General features: G+C 67.4%; 22 protein-coding genes. 8 read left to right on the top strand and 14 right to left on the bottom strand.

Translation table 11 applies throughout. The features are described from left to right. Nucleotides 1-14 precede the first annotated feature (14 nt). From MT490_RS05245 to MT490_RS05235, 3 genes are all read right to left on the bottom strand, one after another. Entirely contained in the window at nucleotides 15-914 is a 900-nt protein-coding gene (locus MT490_RS05245; RefSeq protein ID WP_297384888.1) for a pirin family protein, read from the bottom strand. A gap of 78 nt (nucleotides 915-992) precedes the next feature. Continuing rightward, nucleotides 993-1694 carry a glutathione S-transferase gene (locus tag MT490_RS05240; RefSeq protein ID WP_297384886.1) on the bottom strand — a complete coding sequence of 234 codons (702 nt, stop codon included), beginning with the start codon at nucleotides 1692-1694 and terminating at the stop codon, nucleotides 993-995. 2 nt (nucleotides 1695-1696) lie between these two features. Then, nucleotides 1697-1981, bottom strand: a complete 285-nt coding sequence (locus MT490_RS05235) for a BolA family protein (RefSeq protein ID WP_297384884.1) — start codon at nucleotides 1979-1981, stop codon at nucleotides 1697-1699. 36 nt (nucleotides 1982-2017) lie between these two features. Between MT490_RS05235 and MT490_RS05230 the strand changes: the two genes are divergently transcribed. Then, nucleotides 2018-2632 carry a J domain-containing protein gene (locus MT490_RS05230; protein WP_297384882.1) on the top strand — a complete coding sequence of 205 codons (615 nt, stop codon included), beginning with the start codon at nucleotides 2018-2020 and terminating at the stop codon, nucleotides 2630-2632. On the opposite strand, the gene MT490_RS05225 is transcribed toward MT490_RS05230, so the two are convergent. The 9 genes from MT490_RS05225 to MT490_RS05185 all read right to left on the bottom strand — a co-directional run bounded on the left by MT490_RS05225 (nucleotide 2629) and on the right by MT490_RS05185 (nucleotide 8302). Next, the gene (locus MT490_RS05225) at nucleotides 2629-3489 is read right to left on the bottom strand and encodes a dihydrofolate reductase family protein (protein WP_297384881.1); all 861 of its coding nucleotides are present in this window, start codon (nucleotides 3487-3489) and stop codon (nucleotides 2629-2631) included. The two genes, MT490_RS05230 and MT490_RS05225, sit on opposite strands and share 4 nt — an antisense overlap. After that, nucleotides 3482-3958: an SRPBCC family protein gene (locus MT490_RS05220; protein ID WP_297384879.1), complete on the bottom strand. Its 477-nt coding sequence runs from the start codon at nucleotides 3956-3958 to the stop codon at nucleotides 3482-3484. Before MT490_RS05220 ends, MT490_RS05225 begins: the two co-directional genes overlap by 8 nt. Before the next feature lie 11 nt (nucleotides 3959-3969). Continuing rightward, nucleotides 3970-4620, bottom strand: a complete 651-nt coding sequence (locus MT490_RS05215; protein WP_297384896.1) for a glutathione S-transferase family protein — start codon at nucleotides 4618-4620, stop codon at nucleotides 3970-3972. Continuing rightward, nucleotides 4617-5387 (bottom strand): VOC family protein, encoded by a 771-nt coding sequence (locus MT490_RS05210; protein ID WP_297384877.1) that lies wholly within the window; start codon nucleotides 5385-5387, stop codon nucleotides 4617-4619. Before MT490_RS05210 ends, MT490_RS05215 begins: the two co-directional genes overlap by 4 nt. 186 nt (nucleotides 5388-5573) lie before the next feature. After that, on the bottom strand, nucleotides 5574-5927 hold the full coding sequence (locus tag MT490_RS05205; RefSeq protein ID WP_297384875.1) for a DUF1428 domain-containing protein: 354 nt from the start codon (nucleotides 5925-5927) through the stop codon (nucleotides 5574-5576). Nucleotides 5928-5955: 28 nt separating this feature from the next. Beyond that, entirely contained in the window at nucleotides 5956-6615 is a 660-nt protein-coding gene (locus tag MT490_RS05200; RefSeq protein WP_297384873.1) for a glutathione S-transferase family protein, read from the bottom strand. Between the two features lie 10 nt (nucleotides 6616-6625). Then, nucleotides 6626-7111 (bottom strand): VOC family protein, encoded by a 486-nt coding sequence (locus tag MT490_RS05195; protein WP_297384872.1) that lies wholly within the window; start codon nucleotides 7109-7111, stop codon nucleotides 6626-6628. A 23-nt stretch (nucleotides 7112-7134) separates the two neighbouring features. Continuing rightward, nucleotides 7135-7575: a VOC family protein gene (locus tag MT490_RS05190; RefSeq protein WP_297384871.1), complete on the bottom strand. Its 441-nt coding sequence runs from the start codon at nucleotides 7573-7575 to the stop codon at nucleotides 7135-7137. 13 nt (nucleotides 7576-7588) lie between these two features. Beyond that, the gene (locus MT490_RS05185; protein WP_297384870.1) at nucleotides 7589-8302 is read right to left on the bottom strand and encodes a DUF899 family protein; all 714 of its coding nucleotides are present in this window, start codon (nucleotides 8300-8302) and stop codon (nucleotides 7589-7591) included. Nucleotides 8303-8376: 74 nt separating this feature from the next. On the opposite strand from MT490_RS05185, the gene MT490_RS05180 reads away from it, so the two are divergent. From MT490_RS05180 to MT490_RS05150, 7 genes are all read left to right on the top strand, one after another. After that, entirely contained in the window at nucleotides 8377-9072 is a 696-nt protein-coding gene (locus MT490_RS05180) for a winged helix-turn-helix transcriptional regulator (protein WP_297384868.1), read from the top strand. Nucleotides 9073-9154: 82 nt separating this feature from the next. Next, the gene (cobS, locus tag MT490_RS05175; RefSeq protein WP_297384866.1) at nucleotides 9155-10159 is read left to right on the top strand and encodes a cobaltochelatase subunit CobS; all 1005 of its coding nucleotides are present in this window, start codon (nucleotides 9155-9157) and stop codon (nucleotides 10157-10159) included. A 6-nt stretch (nucleotides 10160-10165) separates the two neighbouring features. Further along, nucleotides 10166-11992 (top strand): cobaltochelatase subunit CobT, encoded by a 1827-nt coding sequence (gene cobT, locus MT490_RS05170; protein ID WP_297384864.1) that lies wholly within the window; start codon nucleotides 10166-10168, stop codon nucleotides 11990-11992. After that, nucleotides 11989-12255 (top strand): ribbon-helix-helix domain-containing protein, encoded by a 267-nt coding sequence (locus tag MT490_RS05165; RefSeq protein WP_297384863.1) that lies wholly within the window; start codon nucleotides 11989-11991, stop codon nucleotides 12253-12255. The genes cobT and MT490_RS05165 overlap by 4 nt, the downstream gene beginning before the upstream one ends. A gap of 80 nt (nucleotides 12256-12335) precedes the next feature. After that, nucleotides 12336-14879 (top strand): TonB-dependent receptor, encoded by a 2544-nt coding sequence (locus MT490_RS05160; protein WP_297384861.1) that lies wholly within the window; start codon nucleotides 12336-12338, stop codon nucleotides 14877-14879. 4 nt (nucleotides 14880-14883) lie between these two features. Beyond that, the gene (locus tag MT490_RS05155) at nucleotides 14884-15585 is read left to right on the top strand and encodes a tetratricopeptide repeat protein (protein ID WP_297384859.1); all 702 of its coding nucleotides are present in this window, start codon (nucleotides 14884-14886) and stop codon (nucleotides 15583-15585) included. After that, nucleotides 15579-16262 (top strand): Fe2+-dependent dioxygenase, encoded by a 684-nt coding sequence (locus MT490_RS05150; RefSeq protein WP_297384857.1) that lies wholly within the window; start codon nucleotides 15579-15581, stop codon nucleotides 16260-16262. Before MT490_RS05155 ends, MT490_RS05150 begins: the two co-directional genes overlap by 7 nt. 38 nt (nucleotides 16263-16300) lie before the next feature. Here the strand turns inward: MT490_RS05150 and MT490_RS05145 are convergent, their stop codons facing one another. Continuing rightward, entirely contained in the window at nucleotides 16301-17185 is an 885-nt protein-coding gene (locus MT490_RS05145) for an FAD:protein FMN transferase (RefSeq protein WP_297384894.1), read from the bottom strand. Between the two features lie 86 nt (nucleotides 17186-17271). Beyond that, nucleotides 17272-18141 carry a DUF4198 domain-containing protein gene (locus tag MT490_RS05140; protein ID WP_297384855.1) on the bottom strand — a complete coding sequence of 290 codons (870 nt, stop codon included), beginning with the start codon at nucleotides 18139-18141 and terminating at the stop codon, nucleotides 17272-17274.

The following is an 18141-nucleotide window of genomic DNA, read 5'->3' as shown; positions in this document are numbered from 1 at the left end:
GGGCTTTCTCTGAATTACGGATAGCTCACCGTCTTGGGCACTTCGGGAATCGGGATCCATTCCTTGTCGTCACCGGGGACCTTGGGGAAGCTCCCCGCCTTCCACTCCTCCTTGGCCTGGTTGATCCGGTCGCGGCTCGACGAGACGAAGTTCCACCAGACGTGGCGCGGCGTCGCGAAAGCCTCGCCGCCGCACAGCATCACGCGGCCGCCTCGGTCCGACCGCAGCGTCGCGGCGACGCCGGGGCGCAGGACGTAGAGCGTCATCGGCACCAAAGGCATCCCGTCCAGGCTCGCCTCGCCCATCGCGACGTAGAGCGCGCGCTCGTCGGCATTAGCGTCGATGGGGATGCTCGCGCCGGGCTCGAGCGCGATATCGGCATAGATGGTCTGGGCGTAGGTGGTGGTCGGCGCCGCGGCGCCCCATAGCGACCCCATGATCACCCGCGCCTTGACGCCGCGCGCCTCGATCACCGGCAGTTCGGCAGCAGCGACATGCTCGAAGGCCGGATCCGTCTCTTCCTGCGCCTCGGGCAAAGCGAGCCAGGTCTGGATGCCCGAGAGCTCGGGGCCCTTCGCGCGCTCGGCCGAGGGCGAGCGCTCCGAATGGACGATGCCGCGCCCCGCCGTCATCAGATTGACCGCGCCGGGCTCGATCGTCGCGAAGGTGCCGAGCGAGTCGCGATGGTCGATCGCGCCGGCGAAGAGATAGGTCACCGTGGCGAGGTTGATGTGCGGATGCGGGCGCACGTCGATGCCGGTGCCCACCGCGAGATGCGCCGGCCCCATCTGGTCGAAGAAGATGAAAGGCCCCACCATCGTCCGCGGCCGCGACGGCAGGGTACGATGAACCTTGAACCCGCCCAGATCATGGGTGGTCGGCTCGATCGTCATGGTGATCAGGTCTTCGCGCATCGCTTCCTCCGGTCGGCCCCGGCATAGCCCGGTGCGACCGCAGCGGACAGCCACAGTTTGGAAAGACAGATTTTCCGATCAGCCTGCGTCAAGCTCGGGATAGTGGCGGAAGATGCCCTGGATATTGAAGCCGATGCGGCGGTCGCTCTGGCAATAGGCGGCGATACCCGGCAGCCGCGCGACGCGGTCGCGGATCGCGAGGAGTTTCGGAGTGTCGCCCTCGATCGCCTTCATCCGCCTCGGGAACATGTAGTGGAGGCCCTCGATCAGTTGGAAGAGCGAGGTGTCGCCATAGCTCCACCGATCGCCGGTCAGCCATTCGCCTTCGATCGAACGCTCGAACCAGCCGAGGAATTTGGGCATGCGCTCCTCGCGGAATTCCTCGGCGAAGCGCGCCGCCTCGGCCTTCTGGTCCTCGTAATAGAGCCCGACGCCCACCGGATGGTGGACCTGATGCACTTCGGCGACGAAATCGGTGATGGTCAGTTGAACCTCGTGGAGCCAGCGCCGCCCGGCTTCGTCCGAGGGCGCGATGCCGTGCCGCTCGCCGAGATAGAGCAGGATATTGGCGACCTGCGCGATCACCTGGCTGCCCGTGTCGAGATAGGGCGGCGCGAAGGGCGTACGGTACTTGCGCGCCTCCATGTCAGCGATCAGCGCTTCGGAGCCGTGCTCGCGCGCCATGTCGATATAGGCGATGTCGCCCGCCTCCATCGCCAGCCTGACGAACTCGCCCCTTCCCTGGATCTCGGCCCAGTACCAGAGCTTGTACGCCGTCATGGCTATTCTCCGGGTGCGCGGGCCCTGATCGCGAGCGCGTGGATGCGGCCGGCGAGCAGATCGGCGAGCGCATTGTTGACCAATCGCTGCCGCTGAACGCGCGAAAGCCCTTCGAAGGCCCCGCTCTCCACCACCACCGTCCAATGCGATTCGCCGGTGCCGTCGTCGCCGAGATGGCCCGAATGATGGTGGCTGTCGTTGATCACCTCGAGCTGCGTCGGGGCGAGCGCGGCGGTGAGACGGGCGGCGATGATGTCGGCGAGCGGGCCGCTGGCAGGGTCGGTCATCGCGCCTATATAGGGCGTTTGTTCGAGGGAGGTAGCGTGGCCCAGGGCCAGCCCAGAAAAGATCGACCCAATGCCCGCTTCCACGGCCGCGTGGAGGCGAAGGGGCGGCTGTGCGCCGAGCCGGGCTGCAACGAGCCGGGCGAGTTCCGCGCGCCCGCCAACGGCGCGCGGCACGGCTTCGATGGCCCCGGCGAATATCGCTGGCTGTGCCTCGATCACGTCCGCGCATTCAACTCGGGCTACAATTTCTTCGCCGGCATGAGCCCCGACGAGATCCACGACGCGCAGAGCCCGCTGGCCGGCTGGGAGCGCGAGACCCGCGCGTTCAACGCCACCGGCGGCGCCGACCGCCCGCCGCGCTGGGCCGATTTCGCCGACCCGCTCGATGCGATCGGCGCGCGCTTCCGCGAGAAGATGAAGGACCAGGCCGGGCGCAAGGACGGCAAGCCGCTGTCGGGCAAGGACCGCGAGGCGATGCGCACGCTCGCGCTCGAGATCGACGCCGACCGCATGGCGCTCCGGAAGCGCTATTCGGAGCTGGTCCGCCGCTACCACCCCGACCGCAACGGCGGCGACCGCACGCACGAGGCCAAATTGCAGGAAGTGATCGCCGCCTACCAGCAACTCAAGAGCGCGCCGGCTTTCGCTTAAGGCCCCTGGGATAGATCGACGTTCATTTTCCCCTCCCTGCAAGGGAGGGGATCAAGGGGTGGGTAGCATTGGGCGAGGCTCGATGCCTCGTCCGATGCTTCTTCCTCGGCAATGAGTCTTTTTCCTCGGCAATGAGTCTTTTGAGCGCGCAGACGCGCGCACCCACCCCCTACCCCTCCCTGCAAGCAGGGAGGGGCGTGTTGCGGCCCGCCTACCCCTCGCGCTTCATCCGCTCCTGGCGCGCCTGCTCGCGCGCGCTCGGCTCCTGCATCTGGAAGCTGCCGATCGGCATCGTAGGTCGCCATCGTCACCCCGGTCGTACACGTCTCGTGCTCGACCATCCGGAGCGCAAAGGGCGGCGTGCCATCCCCGAACAGCCGCTTGCCGCCGCCCAGCACCACGGGGAAGGTCATCACGAACAGCCGATCGACCAGCCCCGCCGCGAACAGCCCCGGATAAAGCGTGGTACTGCCCTGGATCAGGATGTCCGGCCCCTCGCCCGCCTTGATATCGGCCACCGCCTCGATGCTGCCGACGCGGTGACTGTTCTGCCATTCGAGCGGCTCCTGCCCCCGGGTGAGGACATATTTGTTGGCCTTGTCGAAGGCCGGGCCGATCGGGTCGTCGGGTCCGACATAGGGCCAGTGCGCGGCGAATATCTCATAGGTCTTGCGGCCGAGCAGCAGATCGAACGGGCCGCCGAACAGCTTGCCCATCGCATTGCCCATCGCCTCGTCCCAGAAGCTGACCGACCAGCCGCCGAGTTCGAAGCCGCCGGTCCAGTCCTCGCTAGGCCCGCCCGGCGCCTGCATCACGCCGTCGAGCGACTGGAACACGCCGCCGATCACCCTACGCATCGGCCGTTTCCGCGAGGCGCTTCGCCACCGCTTCGAGCTGCTCGGCGACGGCCGACCAGCCCTGCTCGAAGCCCATCGTCCTGTGCTGCTCCAGCGCCTCGTCGTTCCAGTGTCGCGCACGGCCGCGGTAACGCGTCTTCTCGCCTTCGGGCTCGAACTCGAAAAAGCCGACCATGAACGGCCCCGCGGGATTCCAGCCGGCGGTAAAGGCGTCGGTGAACACGATCCGCCGCTCGGGGATCACTTCGAGATAGACGCCCTCATTGGGCACCACCTCGCCGTTCGGGCCGTACATGGTGATCGCAGCGCGGCCGCCGGGGCGCAGGTCCATCTCGACCACTTCGGCGCGCCACGGCTTCGGGCAGAACCACTCGCTCAGATGTTCGGTATAGGCGCGCCACAATGCCGAAGGCGGCGCGTCGATCAGCCGCTCGACCATCAGCTCGCGGACCGGATTGGTATCGGACATCGTCTCTCTCCTCAGTCTCTGTCGGGGGCGCCCAAAGGGAAATAGGAACGATAGGGCCGCGCCTCGTCGACCGCGCGGGCGACCGACGGGCGGGCGAGCAGCCGTGCGCGATAGGCGCGGAGATGCGCGAGCGTCTCGGGGATCTCGTGCACCCAATCAGCGTAGAAGAGCGCGGGCGCGGCGGCGCAGTCGGCAAGCGAGAACATGTCCGCCGCTGCCCATTGCCGCCCGGCCATCCAGCCGTCGAGCCAGTCATAGATCTTGTCGAGCGCTTTCCTCTCCTGTTCCACCCCGACCGGATCGCGCCGCTCGGCCGGACGCAGCGCATCGGCCACCACGCGTTGCATCGGGCCCATGACGTGATTGTCGAAGATGCGATCGAGCATCCGCACCTCGATCCCGGCATCGCCCTCGGGCACGAACTGCACCGTCCCCGGATGGTGGCACTGGAGATGCTCGATGATCGTGCTCGATTCGTAGATCGGCTTGCCGTCATCAAGCAGCAGCGGGAACTTGCCGATCGGCCAGAGCCGATGCAGTTCCGCGCCGTTCGCCCGATCCTCGATCATCCGATAGGTGAACGGCGTGTCGTTCTCGTAGAGCGGGATCAGCACCTTCCAGCTGTACGAGGAGAAGGGGTGCAGGAAGAGCTCGAGCATCAGCCCTTGCTTCCCACCACGCCGAAGCGCGCGCCCTGCGGATCGGTGGCGTAGATCACCCAGTCGCCGCCGGGGACCTCCATCGGGCCCATCATGATCGCACCGCCGCCGGTCTCGATCCGGGCCTTCGTGCCCTCGATGCTGCCGACGCGGAAGAAATAGTTCCAGCGCGGGCGCTCGCCCGGGGGCGCCTTCATCACCGCGCCGATCACGCCGCCGTCATGGCTGAGGAAGCTGTAGTCGCCCATCTCGCCCATCGGCATCGCGCCGTCCTTCTTCCAGCCGAACTGCTCGCCGTAGAAGACGAGCGCGGCGGCATCGTCGGCCGCGAGCAGCTCGTTCCACTCGGCATGGCCGGGAGCCATGCGCTTGTACGAAGTGCTGCCTTCGGGGCTCGAACCCTTCATGACGTAGAAGACCACGCCCTGCGGATCGGCGACCATCGCCATCCGGCCGACGCCCTCGAGATCGGTCGGCGGCATATGGACGCTGCCGCCCGCCTTGGTGATCTTCGCCACCGCCGCATCGACGTCGTCGACGCCGATATAACTGAACCAGCCGGGCGGCGGTCCGCCCTCGGGCGACTTCATCATGCCGCCGACGCCTTCGCCGTCGGGCGCCGTGAAGATGCGATAGTCCTGCGGGCCGTCGGTCGCGCCCGCGAAGGGACCGACGGTCCAGCCGATCACATCGCCGTAGAATGCCTGCGCCGCGTCGGGATCGCTGGTCATCAGCTCGTACCAGATCGGCGTGCCATGGGGATTGGTCATGATGATTTCCTTCCAAATCCTCCCCGAGCTCGCCTCGGGGAGGGGGACCATCGCAAAGCGATGGTGGAGGGGCGCCGCGTCAGCGGCGTCAACTAGACGAGAAGTATCCGGCTGCGCCGGCCCCTCCACCACGCCCTGCGGGCGCGGTCCCCCTCCCCGAGCGAAGCTCGGGGAGGAACATGTATCTCACCCTTCCTGGACGATCGGCTCGAAGCCGCCCCAGAACATGCGCTTGCCGTCGAAGGGCATCTCGGCCGGGGGCTTCATCCGCTCGTCGGCCATCACCTTCTCCCAGCCGGCATCGCGCGCCGCCTTGTCGGGCCAGATGATCCACGAGAAGACGACATTCTCGCCTTCCTCGGCCTTGACTGCCATGAAGAAATCGGTGGCCTTGCCGCGGGGGAGGTCGTTGCCCCAGGCCTCGACCACTTGCGTCGCGCCATGCTCGCGGAAGATCGGTGCGGCCGTAGCGGCCATCTCGCGATACGCTTCCTTCTTGCCCTCGGACACGGGCACGACGAATCCATCGATATAAGCCATCATCCTTCTCCTTTTCTGTTCGCAGCACTCAGGCGGCCGCAGGCTCCGGTTCGAAATCGGCGAACTGCGCGGCCAATGCGCGCTGGAAGGCGGGGCGTGCCTCGCCGCGCGCCTGATAGGCCGCGAGCGTCGGCTGCTCTTCTACCAGACCCGTGCCGCGCAGGATACGCAGCACGGTGACCATCATCAGGTCGCCGGCGGTGAAGCGCTCCTCCAGCCAGTCGCGCGTCCCGAGATGATCGGCCAGCCGCTGGAGTCGGCCCCGGATCATTTTCACCACTTCGGGCCGCCGCGCCTTCGCCCAGTCCGCACCGGGATCGAACAGGTCGATCGTCGCGAGCTGCTGGATATAGGGCTCGATGCTGTTGAGCGCCGCGAACACCCAGGCGGTGGCCCGGGCGCGTTCGTTCGCATCGGCGGGAAGCAGCGCCTCGCTCGTCTTCCCGATGTGCAGAACGATCGCACCGGATTCGAACAGGTGGACTTCATTGTCGTTGTACGACGGCACCTGCCCAAAGGGCTGCTCGGTGAAATAGTCCGCCGGGCGCTCGACGCGCGGATCGAGCTTGCGCACCTGATAGCCCTTCCCCGCCTCCTCCAGCGCCCATCGGACGCGGAGGTCGCGGACGAGCCCGCGGGCGAAATCGGGCACCCAGTTGAAGGCGCTGATCGTCGGATGGCCGGTCATGCTCGCCTCCTCAGGCCGCAGCCGCGGCGGCTTCGATCGTCGCGATGTCGATCTTGCGCATCTGCATCATCGCATCCATCGCGCGCTTGCTCGCGGCCGCATCGGGATTGGCGAAGACCAGCTCGACCAGCCGCTTGGGCGTGACCTGCCAGTTGACGCCCCATTTGTCCTTGCACCAGCCGCACTGCGATTCCTGGCCGCCATTGCCGACGATCGCGTTCCAATATTTGTCGGTCTCTTCCTGGCTGTCGGTGTGGATCACGAAGCTGACCGCCTCGCTGTGCTGGAACTGGGGTCCGCCGTTCAGGCCGATGAACTTCTGCCCCAGCAGCTCGAACTCGACCACGATCACCTCGCCCTGCTTCTGCGAGGGCGTGTCGGACGGCGTGCGCTGGACGCGAGTGACGCGGCTATCGGGAAGCAGCGAGACATAGAAGTTCGCGGCTTCCTCGGCGGTGTAATTGTACCAGAGGCACGTAGTGAGTTGCTTGTCCATTTTACCTCTCCTGTCTCGGGCGCTCAGGCCGGCTCGTGCGCCGGCCCTTCGGGGAAGCTGGCCATCGCGGCTTCCATGTCCATGAACACCGGCTCGAAGACGTGCCCGTCCGGATCCTCGAAGCTGCGGCCGTACATGAAGCCCATGTCCTGCTTCTCGCGGATATCGGCCTTGCCGCCCGCGGCGTCGGCCGCCTCGACGATCGCGTCGACCGCCTCGCGGCTGTCGCGCGACAGCGCGATCAGCACCTCGGTCGTCGCATGCGCGTCGGCGATCGGCTTCGGCGTGAAGGTCTTGAAGAAGTCCTGCGACAAAATCATGAACACGATCTCGTCGGAGAGTTGCATCGCGCTCGCGACTTCGTTGCTGAAGCGCGGATCCTTGGTGCAGCCGATCGCCTCGTAGAACGCGGTCGACTTGGCCAGGTCGGTCACGGGCAGGTTCACGAAGATCATCTGCGGCATCGTTCTCTCCTTTTCACTTGGTCGGGTAGGTGAGCGACGGGTACCAGCCTGCGCCGCGTCCCTCGGGGGTGGAATCGAGTATCGTCCAGAGCGGCATCAAATCGGGTGCGCCGCGCGGATCCTGGCCGGGGTCGGCCGTGCCGTCGTCCATCTCGCCCGCCCAGAAGAAGCGGATCGTGCCGTCGCGGCGAGAGAAGACGAGCAGTTGCGGGATGTCGTCTCCATCGGGGGTGACAGCCCAAAAATCGCGGCTGAACGCCTGCTCAACGTCCGAATAGAGCGGAAGATGCCGCCAGCCGCGCTCCTCGGCGAAGGCGCGGAGCGTGTCGAGCGGCGACCGCGCCGTCACCGCGAGCGCCACGCGCTGCTGGATGTCGAGCGCCTCGCCTTCCCAGGCCGAGAGCAGCGACGTGCACATCGGGCACGGCCGCGCGCGCTGCGGCCCGAACATGTAGGTGTAGACGACGAGCGTGTCCTTGTCCCCGAACAGCTCGGCCAGGGTCACCGGCCCCTCGGCACCTTCGAAGCGGTAGTCCCGCGCGACTTCGGGCCCAGGTGGCAGCGCGCGGCGCTGCTCGGCGACCCGCTCGATATGGCGACGAAGTTCGATCTCCTCGGCGAGCAGCGCGGTCCGCGCCACGCGATATTCGGCGCTCTCGCCCGGCCAGCGCGACCTTGCGCGCGCCGCGAGTTCCTCAGCCGGGGGCAGGATCGTTTCGATCGTCATGCAAACCTCCGCTTTTCGGGTGTCGCGAATCGCTTTCTTGATCTTGATGCGCGACTCAGTTACAAAAAGCAACTATGAAGTCACAAAAAATAACTAACAACGATCTGGGTCAGATGCGCCGCTGGTATCGCGACGCCTGCGGGACGGCGCTGGCGATGGATCTGATCGGCGAGCGCTGGGCGCTGCTGATCGTGCGCGAGTTGCTGCTCGGCGGCCGTCGCTTCGGCGAGATCCGCGGCGCGCTCGAGGGGCTGAGCGCCAACATCCTCACCCAGCGGCTGGAGGGGATGGAGAAGGCCGGCATCCTGCGCAGACGCGCCCTCCCCTCGCCCGCCAACGCGCAGGTCTATGAGCTCACCAAATGGGGCCGCGCGCTCGAGGAGCCGATCTTCGCGCTGAGCCGCTGGGCGGCGGGATCGCCTGCGCACGACGTGACTTTGCCGCTCAGCAACACCGCCTTCATGCTCTCGCTCCGGACGATGATGAACCATGCGGCCGATCCGGACTTCGCCCCCGATCTCGGCTTCCGCATCGGCGGCGAGCCGTTCCGCGCAACGATCGTCTCGGGCATGCTGGAGATCGAACGGCGCGACCCCGAGGGCGCCGACGTGATCTTCGCGGGCGAGCCATCAAAGCTGGCGGCGACCTTCTATGGCCGCGCGCCTCTGATTGAATCGATGCGCGAGGGCCGGGTGGTGGTGACGGGCGATATCGCGCTCGGGCAACGCTTCGTCGATCTGTTTGGTCTTCCCGTCTTCTCCAACGACTGATAGGCGGAGGCCCCCTGCGCTTTGACGTTGCGGTGCGGCAAAGGCCTCACTAACTCGCAAGGCGTTCTTGCAGGAAGCGATGATGGCCGACATCCCCAACACCCAGCCCGACAGTCGCGAGACGACGATCCTCGACGCGCCCGACAAGATGGTGAAGGTGCGCGATATCTTCGGCATCGATTCGGACATGGAATGCCCCGCCTTCAGCGAGGCCGACGAGCGCGTGCCCGATCTCGATCCCGCTTATGTGTTCGACGCCGACACCACGCTCGCGGTGCTCGCCGGATTCGCGCACAACCGCCGCGTGATGATCCAGGGCTATCATGGCACCGGCAAGTCGACGCACATCGAACAGGTCGCCGCGCGGCTCAACTGGCCGTGCATCCGCATCAACCTCGACGCGCATATCTCGCGTATCGACCTGATCGGCCGCGACGCGATCGTGCTCAAGGACGGCCAACAGGTCACCGAATTCCGCGAAGGCCTGCTTCCCTGGGCGATCCAGACGCCGACTGCATTGGTATTCGACGAATATGACGCCGGCCGCCCCGACGTGATGTTCGTGATCCAGCGCGTGCTCGAGACCGAGGGCAAATTGACCCTGCTCGACCAGAACCGCGTGATCCGCCCGAATCCGTGGTTCCGCCTGTTCGCCACCGCCAACACGGTGGGCCTCGGCGACACCAGCGGCCTCTATCACGGCACCCAGCAGATCAACCAGGGCCAGATGGACCGCTGGAACGTGGTGGTGACGCTCAACTATCTCCCCGCCGCGGTCGAGGCGCAGATCGTGCTCGCCAAATCGGGCGAGTATGACAAGCCGGGCGGCAAGGAAGTCGTCGACAACATGGTCCGCGTCGCCGATCTCACCCGGAAGGGCTTCATCGCCGGCGACATCTCGACCGTGATGAGCCCGCGCACCGTGATCACCTGGGCGCAGAACGCGCTGATCTTCGGCGATGTCGGCTTCGCCTTCCGCCTCTCGTTCCTCAACAAGTGCGACGAGGCCGAGCGCGCGCAGGTCGCCGAATATTATCAGCGCGTGTTCGGGAAGGACCTCCCCGAGAGCGTCGTTTCCAAGGCCTGAGGGCGTATGGCCGCCGACTCTCCCCTCGAGCAGCTGCGCAACGTGCTGGGCGGCACCGCGCGCGCGCTGTCGGGCGAGGCGGAGGCCGAGCTCGCCTTCACCTCCGAGGCACCGCGGCAGGACGGGCGCAGCATCAAGGTGCCGATGCCGTCGCGCACCTTGCCCGCGGACCAGGTGGCCGAGGCGCGCGGCTTCGCGGACGGCTTCGCGCTCAGGATCAAGCATCACGACAATGCGATGCACCTGCGCAGCGCACCCAAGGAGCCGGTGGCGCGCGCGGTGTTCGACGCGGTAGAGACGGCGCGGGTCGAAGCGCTCGGCTCGCGCGGCTATGCGGGGATCGCCGACAATCTCGAGCATTCGCTGGGCGTCCGCCTCCGCTCGGACCCGATCGCCCGCGCGCGCAACCGCGAGGAAGTGCCGCTGTCGACCGCGTTGGGGCTGATGGTCCGCGAGCGGCTGACCGGGCGCGAGGCGCCGGCAAGCGCCGCCATGGGCATGGCGCTGATCCGCGACTGGATCGAGGAGCGCGCAGGAAGCGACCTCGACGCGCTCGCGCTGACGATCGACGACCAGCAGGCCTTTGCCAGCCTCGCCACCAAATTGCTCCAGGACCTCGAGCTCGTCGAAGGCGAGATGATCCCCGACGAAGCCGATGAGGGCGGCGGCGAGGACGAGGGCACCGACGACCGGGACGAACCCGGCGACGAGGAAGGCGACAGCGAGGCCCAGCAGGGCGAGGGCGAAGTCGAGGCGCGCGGCGAGCAGCGCGAATCGGACGAGGCGGACGAAGGCGAAGACAGCCAGTCCGAGGCGATGGACGATGGCGACGGCGAACCCGGCGACGATGGCGAGGAGGGCATGATGCCCGTCCGCCCCAATCGCCCGTGGAGCGACCTGCCGCCGCAGTTCGAATACCGGCCCTACACGACCCAGTTCGACGAAGTGATCGCCGCGACCGAGCTGTGCGACCCCGAAGAGCTCGACCGGCTGCGCTCCTATCTCGACCAGCAGCTCGTCCATCTGCAGGGCGCGGTCACCAAGCTCGCCAACCGGCTCCAGCGCCGGCTGATGGCGCAACAGTCGCGCAGCTGGGATTTCGACCAGGACGAGGGGCTGCTCGACGCGGCGCGGCTGGCGCGCGTCGTGGTCAATCCGATGCAGTCGCTGTCGTACAAGATCGAGCGCGACACCGAATTCCGCGACACCGTCGTCACTTTGCTGATCGACAATTCGGGATCGATGCGCGGGCGGCCGATCTCGATCGCCGCGATCAGCGCCGACATCCTGGCGCGCACGCTCGAGCGCGTCGGCGTCAAGACCGAGATCCTCGGCTTCACCACGCGCGCGTGGAAGGGTGGCCAGGCGCGCGAGAAGTGGCTCGCCGAAGGTCGCCCGCCCCAGCCCGGGCGGCTCAACGACATCCGCCACATCGTCTACAAGCAGGCCGACGAACCATGGCGCCGCGCCAAGAGGTCGCTCGGGCTGATGATGCGCGAGGGGCTGCTCAAGGAGAATATCGACGGCGAGGCCCTGCTCTGGGCGCATCAGCGGATGATCGGGCGCGCCGAGGAACGCAAGATCCTGATGGTGATCTCCGACGGCGCGCCGGTCGACGATTCGACGCTGTCGGTCAATTCGGGCTCCTATCTCGAGCGGCATCTCCGCCAGGTGATCGGCTGGATCGAGGCGCGCTCGCCGGTCGAGCTCGTCGCGATCGGCATCGGGCACGACGTGACGCGCTATTACAGCCGCGCCGTCACGATCATGGACGCCGAGCAGCTCGCCGGAACGATGGTCGAGCAGCTGGCGGCTTTGTTCGATAGCGAATGACGATCGAGCCGCCCCCCGGCGGCTTCGCGGGGCCGGTGAAGCGCTCGGTGACGATCGCCGGGCACCAGACCTCGATCAGCCTCGAACCGATATTCTGGGAAGCGCTGGAGCGCGCCGCGGCGGCGCGGTCGCTTCCGCTCAACGCGCTGATCGCCGCGATCGACCATGCCCGGATCCAGGCCGAAGACCCTCCCAACCTGGCGAGCGCGCTGCGGACATGGCTGGTCGCGCAGCCTGTTCGCGACATTTTGCGACAAAGTTGATAATCGCTCGCATTATCGTTGACTCTGCGAACGCCTCGCAATAGCTGAGCGCGAAACGAGACCATCAGGGGGATCTTTTCGTGACGCGTTCCACGCCCGCCGCATCGCCGGCCTTCCTCGCGCTTGCCTGCGTCGGCTTCATCGCCAGCGCGCCGGCGCATGCCGGCTCCGACGACAAGTCGCCGGGCGGGAAGAATGACGAGCAGGACCAGGGCCAGATCGTCGTCACCGGTCAGCTGGAGCAGCGCGACAGCCCCAAGGCCACCGCGAAGCTGGTCAACACGCCGCGCTCGGTGGTGGTGCTGCCCGAGCAGGTGATCGAGCAGACCGGCTCGGCGAGCCTGGCCGACGCGCTGCGCACCGTCCCCGGCATCACCTTCGGCGCCGCGGAGGGCGGCAATCCGATCGGCGACCGTCCCTTCATCCGCGGCTTCGACAGCCAGGGCAGCAGCTTCGTCGACGGCGTGCGCGACATCGCCGCCCAGACCCGCGAAGTATTCGCCGTCGAACAGGTCCAGATCGTGCGCGGCTCGGATTCGACGCTGGGCGGTCGCGGCAGCGCGGGCGGATCGATCAACGTCGTCACCAAGCTTCCCGTCGCAGGCAATTTCGTGAAGGCCGCCGGCAGCTTCGGCACCGCCGACTATAAGCGCGCGACGCTCGACGTGAACCAGCAGCTCACCGACATGATCGGCGTCCGCGTGGCTGCCATGTGGCACGATCAGGACGTCGCCGGCCGCGACGCGATCTGGTCGCGTCGCTGGGGCGTGGCGCCGTCGTTCACGCTCGGGCTGAACAGCGATACGCGCATGACGCTCGCTTATTATTATCTGGAGAGCCACGAGCTTCCCGACAGCGGGATCCCCTTCCTCTACACGATCGCCAATGCTCCGGGGACTGGCGAGCTCTATTCCGAACCGGCGATCGGCGACATCACCACCATCGGCGGCGTCACCGGGCACGTCGCTCGCGAAACCTTCTACGGCCTCAAGTCGCGCGACTTCCGCGATGCGACCACGCACCAGGTGACGCTGCGCGTCGAGCATGATTTCGGCGCGGTGACGCTGCGCAACAGCTCGCGCTTCAGCCGCAACGATCAGGCCTATATCTTCCTGCTGCCCGACGACAGCCAGGGCAATGTCTTCGGCACCGCGGCGACGAACCCGACGACCGGCGCCGCGGGCGCGCGCGGCGACGTGTTGACCGGCGGCTATGTCTGGCGGCGCGGCAACACACGCTACGGCTATACCGAGGCACTGACCAACCAGACCGATCTCTACGGCACGTTCGAGACCGGCTCGGTGAAGCACAGCTTCGCCGTCGGCACCGAACTGAGCTGGGAGAAGGCGCGCCGCGGCACCTTCGTCACGCGCGGCTTCCTCAACACCAGCGGAGTCGAGATCCTCTCGGCCGGCTCGACGATCTCGCCCCGGTGCAACACCGCGTCGATCGCACGCTTCTATTGCGCCAGCCTGTTCGACCCGAACCCCAGCGACCCCTGGGTCAATTACGCGTCCGACACGTCGACCGCGACCGCGCCGATCGTCCGCTCGCTGCCGATCGCGGAGACGCAGAACGACGCCAAGACGCTCTCCGTCTACGCATTCGATTCGATCACGCTCATCCCGTCGCTGGTGCTCAACCTCGGCGGCCGCTTCGATCGCTTCGAATCCAAGGTGACCCCGGGCCAGGCCGCAAGCGCGACGAGCACCTTCAGCCTCAGCCGCACCGACAATCTGTTCAACTGGCAGGCGGGTCTGGTCTTCAAGCCGACGGCCAACACCAGCCTCTATGCCAGCTATGCGACGTCCGCGACGCCGCCGAACAGCCTGCTCGGCGAAGGCCAGGAGGGCAATGGGCTCGGCACCACCAACACCGCCGCGGCGCTTGCGCTGCTCGACAGCCTCAAGGTCGAGAAGACAAAATCCTATGAGGTCGGCGCCAAGGCCGCATTGTTCGACGAGCAGCTGTCGCTCACGCTCGCCGCGTTCCAGACCGACACCGACAATGCCCGCGTGACCGGTCCCGACAACACGATCGAGTTCGTCGGCAAGCGCCGCATCCGCGGCGTCGAGTTCAACTTCAACGGCAACGTCACCAAGTGGCTGACGGTGTTCGGCGGCTACACGCACCTCGACCCGAAGATCGTCGACGGCGGCTTCACCGCGCTGACGGCGCCGGCAGTCGTGGTCGGTGGCGTGACCGTCCAGCCTGCAAAGGTGGTGGCGGTGCCCTCGGTCAATACCGGGCGCCAGGCGACGCAGACGGCCAGGGACAGCTTCACGCTGTGGGCGGACCTCAAGCCGACCAGCCGCCTCGGCGTCGGCGGCGGCGCCTTCTACACCAGCCGCGTCTTCGGCGGCTATCAGGACAATCGCAGCGCGACGCAGAACGCGGCCGGCGTGGTGACGGTCGTCCCCGCCACCAAGGTCCTGTCGCGCACGATCCCCGGATATTGGCGTTTCGACGCGCGGCTGAGCTACAAGGTCACCGACAATATCGATCTGAGCGTGAACGTGAACAACGTAACCGACGAGACCTATTTCACCCAGGCCTATACCTCGCATTATGCGACGATCGCGCCGGGCCGCTCGGCCTTCGCGACGATCGGGTTCAAGTTCTGACGCCTTGCGCGAAGCGCTCGACTCCATCTCCCCCCAGGAGATCGTCGCCCGCCTCTCCGGTTCGCCGGAGGAGCGGGCGGCGTTGATTCGGGAAGGTGCCGAGGCGGGCGTGGCCGAGACGCAGGCGGTCTACGGCCAGATGCTGCTGGACGGCGGCGACCCGCATGCCGGCTTCGCCTGGTTCAACAAGGCGGCGGCGCAGGGGCATCTGATGGCGCTCAACATGGTCGGCCGCTGCTACGATCTCGGCCAGGGCACGCCGGTGAACAAGGCGCGCGCCGCCGAATGCTTCCGCATCGCCGCGGAGCGCGGGCTCGACTGGGGCATGTACAATTACGCCACCGCGCTGGCGCTGGGTGACGGCGTCGCCGAGGACAAGGCGGCGGCGCTGGGCTGGTTCGAGAAGGCGGCCGCGATGGGCAATGCCAAGGCCGTCAACTATGTCGGCAGCTTCCACGAGGACGGATGGGTGGTGGCACGCGACATGACCAAGGCAGCCATATGCTACGCCCGCGCGGCCGAGGGCGGCGACTTTCGCGGGCAGTTCAACCATGCGCGGATGCTTGCCGAGCGCGGCGACCTCGCGGCGGCGCGGGGCTGGCTGGCGCGGTGCGGCGAGACGGCGACTCCGGCCTTCACGGAGAAAGCGCGTGCCTGGATCCGCGGCTCGCGCTGGCCCGAGCTCGAAGGCGCGCTGCCATGCTGATCGCGATCCCCGACTTGCTTTCCGCCGATCAGGTCGCGCGCATCCGTGCGGTCATCGACATGGCCGAATGGATCGACGGCAACGCCACTTCGGGGCCGCAGTCCGCACTCGCCAAGCGCAACGAGCAATTGCCCGAGGGCAGCCCCGCCCATGCCGAGGCCGGGGCGATCATCCTCGATGCGCTCGCGGCGTCTCCCGCCTTCGTCGCCGCGGCGCTGCCCCTCAAGGTCTTCCCGCCCCTCTTCAACCGCTATGGCGAGGGCCAGGCCTTCGACACCCATGTCGACAATGCGATCCGAATCCAGCGCGGCACCGATTTCCGCATCCGCAGCGACCTGTCGATGACCGTGTTCCTCGAAGACCCGGCCGCCTATGAGGGCGGCGAGCTGGTAATCGAAGGCAGTTTCGGCGAGCAGTGCGTCAAGCTGCCGGCGGGGCACGCGGTGCTCTATCCCTCGTCGAGCCTGCACCATGTCACGCCGGTGACGCGCGGGATTCGGGTCGCATCCTTCTTCTGGCTGCAGTCGATGGTGCGCGACGACGGCAACCGCCGGATCCTGTTCGATCTCGATCGGGCGGTCCAGCGGCTGACCGGCCAGCTCGGCGGCGCGGACCGCTCGGTGATCGAGCTCACCGGCGTCTATCACAACCTGCTGCGGAGCTGGGCCGACGCCTGACCCTCGTTCGTCATCCCGGCGCATGCCGGGGTGACGAATTAGGCGAGCATCGCCAAGAAGCCGGGAGACAGGATCTCGCGTGCACCCTGCTCTTCGCGCACCACCATGTGCGCGGCCAGACCCTCGCGCTCCGCCACCGCGAACCCCTCGGGCCCGAGCACGGTCAGCGCCGTCGCCCAGGCGTCGGCGAGCATGCATTCCGCATGCAGCACCGTGACCGACGCCACGCCATTGTCCGCCGGCGCACCGGTGCGCGGGTCGAGCGTGTGCGCGTAGCGCTTGCCCTCTGCTTCGAAATGGCGGCGATAGTCGCCCGAGGTGGCGATGGACAGGCCATGGAGCGCCACTCGGATCGGCGCGACCGATGCGCCCAGCACTTGCTCGACATCGACCCACCAGGGCTGGCCGTCGGGCCTGATCCCGCTGCCGCGCAGCTCGCCGCCGATCTCGACGAGGAAGTCCTCCAGCCCCAGCCCGTGCAGATATCCGGCCACGGCGTCGACGGCATAGCCCTTGGCGATCCCGGAGAAGTCGAGCGCCGCCCCAACGCTCCGCCGCGCGCTGAACAGCAGCGAGTCGAGCTCGATCCGCCGCTCGCTTATGGGCTCGGCGGGAGGAACGCTCGCGCGGGCCCCCGATGGTCCGAAGCCCCATCGGTCGGCGAGCACGCCCATTGCCGGATCGAAGACACCGCCGCTCCGCGCGGACACGTCCAGCGCGGCATCAAGCACATGGACGAACTCGGGCGGCAGCCTCTGCCAACTGCCCGGGCTCGATCGATTGAACCGGCTGAGATCGGACTCCGGCTCCCACTGACTCATCTGCGCGACGATCCGGTCGAGGATCGCGCGGATCCCCGGCTCGATCACCTCGGCAAGCCGGCCGGGCAGCGCCGCGATCCGCACCGACCAGGTCGTGCCCATCGTCGCGCCGCCGAACTCCGCCACGGCGGCGCCCGAAGCGCGGCGATGGAACGCGCGCGCCGAAAGCGCAGGCGGGATCGCGATCCTCAGGGGGCGAGCACCTCGACCGTAGTGACGTAGCTCACGCGCCGCTGCGGCGGGCCGGCCATGCCGCCGGGGCGCTGCGGGCCGCCGGCACCGGGAGCGCCGGTGCCCGGCCCTTCCTCGCGCGGACGGGTGGGCGTGACGTTGATCCAATAGAGGCCGGGATCCGGCCAGTTGATCGAGACCTTGCCATCGGCGCCGGTCTTGAGATCCTGCTGCTTGAGGCTATCGCGATAGCGGATGCCGCCGGGGATCACCGTGACGAACAGATCCGGTGCGGGCTTGCCGTCGAGCAGGAACTGGAAGGTCGCCGCCTCGCCGACGACGAGGTCGTTCGGGTGCGTGACCGGCACCAGCTCGATGCCCTTGCCCATGGGCTTGAACACCGTCGTCGTCGGCGCGCCCTGCGTCACATAGATCTCGTTGCGGCTGAAGCTCTCCGAGGTCTGGATATCGGCGGCGCCTGCCGGGATCACCGTGGCGAGCTTGTCCGCGGTGGTGCCGCGCGGGATCATCCTGGTCTCGCCGCCCAGCTTGTAGCTGCCGAACACGGTCTGGCTGACCGTGCCGATGCGGTAGGTGCCCTGCTGCGTGAGGTGCACGTCGAAGGTCGCGCGGAACTTGCCGACGGCGTGGTTCTCGACCGTGCCCGGAGTGCCGTCGGGCTGCGTGACGGCCGGCACCGCGCGGATCGGTTGATGATCGAAGAAGAACAGGTCGTTCGAGACCGCGGCGTCGACGGTCACCCAATTGTCGGTGCCCGAAACGGTGGTGGACGAGGCGATCATCCACATGCGGTGCGCCTGCACCGCGGCGGGCGCGGCGAGCGCGAGGATGGCGGCGGCGGCAAGGATCGGCGTGCGAAACTTCAT

Origin of the sequence: Sphingomonas sp. (assembly GCF_026460985.1) — a bacterium.
Classification (GTDB): Bacteria; Pseudomonadota; Alphaproteobacteria; order Sphingomonadales; family Sphingomonadaceae; genus Sphingomonas.
This window is presented reverse-complemented; position numbering and strand designations above follow the sequence as displayed.